This window comes from Pseudomonas sp. PH1b (genome assembly GCF_000633395.1).
Lineage (GTDB): Bacteria > Pseudomonadota > Gammaproteobacteria > Pseudomonadales > Pseudomonadaceae > Aquipseudomonas.
The window spans coordinates 117,094-123,881 of sequence record NZ_AYMU01000030.1; the positions used below are offsets into that span (position 1 = coordinate 117,094).

Annotated in this window: 3 protein-coding genes; 2 read left to right on the plus strand and 1 reads right to left on the minus strand. The window is 64.3% G+C overall.

Going from position 1 to position 6,788, the window contains the following annotated elements:
* Positions 1-67 precede the first annotated feature (67 nt).
* Positions 68-790 (plus strand): META and DUF4377 domain-containing protein, encoded by a 723-nt coding sequence (locus U873_RS0130950; RefSeq protein ID WP_256245228.1) that lies wholly within the window; start codon positions 68-70, stop codon positions 788-790.
* Positions 791-894: 104 nt separating this feature from the next.
* On the opposite strand, the gene U873_RS0130955 is transcribed toward U873_RS0130950, so the two are convergent.
* Positions 895-5,754 carry an NAD-glutamate dehydrogenase gene (locus tag U873_RS0130955; RefSeq protein WP_025131942.1) on the minus strand — a complete coding sequence of 1,620 codons (4,860 nt, stop codon included), beginning with the start codon at positions 5,752-5,754 and terminating at the stop codon, positions 895-897.
* A gap of 546 nt (positions 5,755-6,300) precedes the next feature.
* On the opposite strand from U873_RS0130955, the gene U873_RS0130960 reads away from it, so the two are divergent.
* Positions 6,301-6,657, plus strand: coding sequence for a hypothetical protein (locus tag U873_RS0130960; protein ID WP_025131943.1), 357 nt, complete (start codon positions 6,301-6,303; stop codon positions 6,655-6,657).
* Positions 6,658-6,788 lie beyond the last annotated feature (131 nt).

Sequence of the window (6,788 nt, forward strand, 5' to 3'; positions counted from 1 at the left end):
CTCCGTCTGCGCTGCCCTGCTCCAGGCCTGCGCCCCGGTCTCTACCTCTCATGAAGGATCGCCTTCCGTGCCCGTTACCAGCACCTCCGCCACGGCCCAGCCGGCGCTCTCTGCCTACTACTGGAACCTGGTCTCGGCGACCGACGCCTCGGGCCAGCCCATCGCAGCCCTGAACAAAGGCATCGAACGCAAGCTGCGGCTGAACTTCGCCGACCAGCGCCTGAACATCAGCGGCGGCTGCAACGGCCAGTTCGGCGGCTATCGCTATGAAAACGGCGTACTGCACATCACCCAGATGGCCTCCACCATGATGGCCTGCGAGCGCAGCCTGATGGAGCTGGACGCGGAAATCGGCCGGCGCCTCAAGGGCGAGTTGCGGACCGCCCTCACCACCGACGGCGCCGAGCCCAGCCTGCAGCTGACCACCCAGGACGGCGCCGTGCTCACCTTCGCCGGTGAAGCCACCCCCGAGACCCGCTATGGCAGCCAGGGCGAGATTCGCTTCCTGGAAGTGGCCGCCAGCACCGTCAAGTGCAGCCACCCGCTGATCCCCAACTACCAGTGCCTGCAGGTGCGCGAGCGCCGCTATGACGCTGCCGGCCTGCAACTGCCGACCCAGGATCAGTGGCACCCGCTGTACCAGTCCATCGAGGGCTACGAGCACCAGGACGGCGTGCGCAACGTGCTGCGGGTCAAGCAGTACCAGTGGAAGAACCCGCCGGCCGACGCCCCGTCCACGGTCTACGTGCTGGACATGGTGGTCGAGCAGGACGCCTCGGGCAAACACTGATCGGTTGCGCCACGGCGCGGCTCGCGCCGGCATGATCGACAGCCAATAAAAAAGCCCCGTATCGACAGATACGGGGCTTTTTTGGTTAGGGCGGGATCAGGCCGTTACAGCACCGACTGACCGCTCATGGCCAGGTCCAGCAGTTCACGATTGGCCACCGCATACATGGCGTAGTCAGTGCCGCTGGCGGCACGGATTTCCACCATCATGGCGCGCCAGCGATCGGCCATGCTCGCGTTCTGCTCCAGCCACAGGGCCACGCGGGCCTCCATGTCGTCCGGCGCATCGGCCATCTGCAGCACCTTGATGGTGATCGCCCGCTGCTGCCAGTCCACGTCGTCGCGGAAGGCTTCACGGGCCTGGGCCTGCCAGTTGTTGCCCACCGGCAGATCGCTGATCTGCTGCAGGTACCACGGCAGGTCCAGGGCGCTGCCCACGGCGAAGTAGGCCTTGGCCACATCGGCCGCGCTCTGGCCGGTGACGTCAGCGGCCTCGATGATCGGCAGCAGGGTGTACAGGTGGGTAGTACCTGCAACCATGCGCGCCAGCAACTCCGGCACACCGGCCTCGACATAGGCCTGGTAACGGTTCTGCCAGCCCTCACGGGTCGGGCCTTCCAGCAGCTCGTCGAGCTTCAGCCCCAGGGCCGCCAGGTGCGGACCGAAGTGCGCCACATCGCGAGCGGCATCCTGCTCGTTGCGCCGGCTGCGCAGGAACCAGCGGGTAGCCCGACGGCCAAGGCGCATCAGCTCGTCCATCAGTTCCAGCTGGACCTGGGCCGAAACCTGGTGGTCCAGGGCTTCGATCTGCCGGAACCAGTGCGGCAGGTGGAAGATGTCCCGCACGATCACGTAGGCACCGGCCACGTTCGCCGGGCTCATGCCGGTGGACTCCTTCAAGCGCTGCACGAAGGTGATGCCCATGTGGTTGACCAGGTCGTTGGCGATCTGGGTGCTGACGATCTCGCGCTTCAGGCGGTGGCGACGCATGGCTTCGGAGAACTTGGCCACCAGGCTTGGCGGGAACGCGGTCTCCATGTCACGGGTCAGGTAGTCGTCATCCGGTACCAGGGACTTGAGCAGGGCTTCCTTGAGGTCGATCTTGCTGTAGGAAATCAGCACCGACAGCTCCGGACGGGTCAGGCCCTTGCCAGTGGCGGCACGCTCGACGAGCTGCTCCTCGGTCGGCAGGTACTCGATGGCGCGGTCCAGCTTGCCCCGGCCTTCCAGGTCGCTCATCAGGCGCTTGTACTCGGCAGCACGCTCGTAGGCACGGCGCGCGGCCAGGGACAGGGCCTGGGTCTGCTTGTAGTTGTTGCCCAACACCAGGCCGCCGACTTCGTCGGTCATGCTGGCCAGCAGCTGGTTGCGCTGCTTGTCGGTCATGTCGCCGGCCTGCACCACTTCGTTGAGCAGGATCTTGATGTTCACTTCGTGGTCGGAGCAGTCCACGCCACCGGCGTTGTCGATGAAGTCGGTGTTGGAACCGCCGCCATTGAGGCCGAACTCCACACGCCCCAGCTGGGTCATGCCGAGGTTGCCGCCCTCGCCCACCACCTTGCAGCGCAGCTCGTTACCGTTGACCCGCAGGGCGTCGTTGGCCTTGTCGCCGACGTCAGCGTGGCTCTCGGTGCTGGCCTTGACGTAGGTGCCGATGCCGCCGTTCCACAGCAGGTCCACCGGCGCCTTGAGCAAGGCGTTGAGCAGCTCGGTGGGGGTCAGCTTGTCGGCCTGGATGTCGAAGCGTTCCTTCATCTGCGGCGAGATGGCGATGCTCTTCGCGCTGCGCGAGAAGATTCCGCCGCCTTCGGACATGATGCTGGTGTCGTAGTCGCTCCAGGCCGAGCGCGGCAGGTCGAACATGCGCTGGCGCTCGACGAAGCTGGTGGCCGGGTTCGGGTTCGGGTCGATGAAGATGTGCAGGTGGTTGAACGCCGCCACCAGTTGCAGCTTGTCGGACATCAGCAAGCCGTTGCCGAACACGTCGCCGGCCATGTCGCCGACGCCGACCACGGTGATGCTGTCTTCCTGGACATTGATCCCGCGCTCGCGGAAGTGGCGCTGCACGCCGACCCACGCGCCCTTGGCGGTGATGCCCATCTTCTTGTGGTCGTAACCGGCCGAACCACCGGAGGCGAAGGCATCGCCGAGCCAGAAGCCGTAGTCGATGGCAATGCCGTTGGCGATGTCGGAGAAGGTCGCGGTGCCCTTGTCTGCCGCCACCACCAGGTAGGGGTCATCGTTGTCGTGACGGACCACGTTGGCCGGTGGCACCAAGGCGCCGTCCTTGAGGTTGTCGGTGATGTCCAGCAGGCCGGAGATGAAGATGCGGTAGCAGGCGATGCCCTCGGCCGCGATCTCGTCCCGGCTGCCGCCCAGCGGCAGGCGACGAGGCAGGAAGCCGCCCTTGGCGCCCACCGGCACGATCACCGAGTTCTTCACTTGCTGGGCTTTTACCAGGCCCAGGACTTCGGTACGGAAGTCTTCTTCACGGTCGGACCAGCGCAGGCCACCACGGGCCACGTTGCCAAAGCGCAGGTGCACGCCTTCCACCCGTGGCGAGTAGACGAAGATTTCGAACTTGGGCACCGGCTTGGGCAGCTCGGGGATCAGGTGCGGGTTGAACTTGAAGCTGAAGTAGGACTTGTTCTGGCCGTTGGCGTCGGTCTGGTAGAAGTTGGTGCGCAGGGTGGCCTTGATCAGGTCCAGGTAGCGCCGCAGGATGCGGTCTTCGTTGAGCACCTGGACCTCGTCCAGGGCGGTGAGGATCGCCTGCTCCAGACGCTGCTGCTTGTCTTCCAGGTCATCGCTGGTGAGCTTGCGCGCCAGGTAGAAGCGGGTCTTGAACAACCGGGTCAACTCGCGGGCGATGTCGGTGTGGTTGGTCAGGGTGCTGGCGATGTAGCCCAGGTCAAAGCCCAGGCGGATCTGCTTCAGGTAGCGGGCGTAGGCACGCAGCAGCGCCACATCGCGCCATGGCAGGCCGGCGGTCAGTACCAGGCGGTTGAAGGCATCGTTCTCGGCGTCGCCACGGACGATGTGGACGAAGGCGTCCTGCAGGGTGTCGTTGAGCTGCTGGATGTCCAGGTCCAGGCCTTCGGCGGCGGTGAAGGCAAAATCGTGGATCCAGAACTCGCGGCCGTTGTTGTGACGCAGGCGGTACGGGAATTCACCCAGCACCCGCAGGCCGAGGTTTTCCAGGATCGGCAGCACGTCGGACAGCGCCAGCGGGGTGTCGGCGTGGTACAGCTTGCAGTGCAGCTCGCGCTGGCCGGAGACCTGGCCCAGGGGCTGGTAGAAGCTCATCACCAGCGGGTTGGCTTCGGTCAGGCTCAGCAGGTGCTGCATGTCCACCACCGCCGAGTGCGCGGCGAAGCGCTCGCGGTAGCCGGCCGGGAAGCCTTTGGGGAAATCCGCCAGCACGTTGGTGCCGTGGGCTTCGCCGAAGCTTTCCACCACCAGGCTGGCGTAGTCGTCCTGCCAGCTGCGGCAGGCCTGCACCACTTCCTTTTCCAGCAGCAGCGGATCGATGTCGATGCGCTGTTTCGGGTCCACCCGCAGGATCAACTGCACCCGGGCCAGTACCGACTCGGAGAAGAAGGTCCAGAATTCGCAGTCGGTGGCTTGCAGGCGATCCATCAGCACTTGCTGGATCTTCTGCCGCACTTCGGTGGAATAGATGTCACGCGGCACGTAGGCCAGGCAGTAGCAGAAACGGCCGTAGGGGTCCTTGCGCAGGAACACGCGGATCTTGTTGCGTTCCTGGATCTGCACGATCGACATCACGGTGCTGAACAGCTCGTCCACCGGGGTCTGGAACAGATCGTCGCGAGGCAGCACCTCGAGAACCTGGGCCAGTTCCTTGCCCAAGTGCGCCTTGGCCTGGAAGCCCGAGCGCTGCTCGATGACTTCGACCTTGCGGCGGATGTAGGGAATCACGCGCACGCTCTCGCCGTACACCGAAGAGGTGTAGAGGCCCATGAAGCGGCATTCCTTGATCACCTTGCCGTCGGCATCGATCTGGCGGATCGAGACGAAGTCCGGGTAGGCCGGACGGTGCACGCGGCTCGGGTGCGCGGCCTTGGCGAACGACAGCGGCGTCGGTTCGCGCAGGTAGTTGACCGCGTAGTCTTCGATGCGCAGGTCTTCGCTGGTCAGGCCGGCGCGCAGCAGCTTGGCCAGGCCGAGGAACGAGCTTGGGTCATATTCGATATGCCCGCCGTCCTGGTCGGCGCCGACCACGAATTCTTCGTAGCCGAGGAAGGTGAAGTGGTTGCCCACCAGCCATTCGAGGAAGCTCTTGATCTCGGTCTTTTCTTCGGCGGCGATGGCGAACTGGCTGTTGTCGATGCTCTGGATCAGTTCCTGAACCTTGGCCTTCATCGGCTCGAAGTCGGCCACGGCGACCCGCACCTCGCCCAGTACCTGCTCCAGCTCCTTGCCCAGCACGCTGAGTTCGGCGGCGTTGGCGCAGCGGTCGATTTCCAGGTACATCAGCGATTCTTGCTGGATGCCTTCACCCTGGGTGCCCTTGGGCAGGATTTCCTGCAGCTCGCCCTTGCTGCCGCGACGCACGCTGAGCACGGTGGTCTGCAGGGTGTGGATGCTGTAGCCGCGACGGTTGAGCTCGGTGCGCACCGAGTCCACCAGAAACGGCAGGTCATGGTGCAGGACTTCCACGGCGGTGTGGGTCGACTGCCAGCCATGGCGTTCGTAGTCGGGGTTGTAGACGCGCACCTGCGGCTGCGCGTGATCGAAGCGCTCAAGCAGGCGCCAGGCAGAAAGGGTGCAGCCCGCCAGGTCGGACATGCGACGCTGGGTGAGTTCGTCCAGGGAAATGATGCCGAAGAATTGTTCAGCGAACAGCGCCACTTGTGGCAGTGCCTGTTCACTGATGTGCTGGGCCAGTGCCGCTTGCAGTTGGTGCTGGAAGTCGGCCTTGCTGGCTGCGGTGAAGAACGCCATCTGTGGTACTCCGCTTGGGCTTGTTATTGATGAAAGCGTCGCGTGCAATCCCCTTGCGGGGCGGTGCTGCATCCTGCTCCTGATCTCGGGCAGAGGTTGCAGGATGACAGGTGGGTGAAGCTGGACGAGACACGCAGGTCACATTCACCTTCGAAGGGATGGGCATCTGCAAAAACGACCGGAGCTTTCATACAAAAGCGCAATGCCTTTACAGGTGACCATCACGATTCAGACGCAACCTATTGCACTTGAAGACAATGTGTCCGCTGCGCAGCTTAACGAGTGCGACGCGACAGCTGCTTGCGATGCTGCGACATATTCGGTCATCGGCACGCTACTGACGGCTTGCCTGCTGAACAACACTAGCAGCCGGAGAGGAAAAACCCCGGGTTTCTCCCGGTTTCACGGTACTTGCGTACCAGAAACCAGCAGGCCGTTGCTTGCGCCGGCAACCTGTTGTCTGACAGACAAACCAGCAGAAATTCCCCCGGGCTGGCAGAATTGCCGATTTGCGGCCCCCATCGCGCCACCTTCAGGACCCCTGCCATGCAAATGACCACTGCCCATCTGATCGCCAACCCGTGCGACGACGAAGAAGACAACATGGCCATGCTCTGCTGCCACAGCACCCAGGGCGAGATGTTCCTGATGAGCCGCTACCCGGACGAGGACGAACTGGAAATCACCCTCGACGGCGAGCCCTCGACCCTTGACGGCGTCAAGGTCACCCTGAGCCCCACTGCCCTGCTGATCGAGATCGCCGCGGCCGACGCCGACGCCCTGAACGGCGCCGACCACCTGGAGATCCGCCACAGCACCGCGGCCTCGGACCTTGCCGAAGTGGAGCAGACCCTGCAGAACATCCTCAAGGGCACCGGCACCTACATCAGCCAACTGCCCTGACCCACCACCGCCCTCCTGTAGGAGCTGGCTTGCCAGCGAAGAGGCCCGCAGGCCCTGCACACACCCCAAGGCCCCCTTCGCCGGCAAGCCGGCTCCTACAACACCCCCAGCACCGCACCCAACCGTAGGAG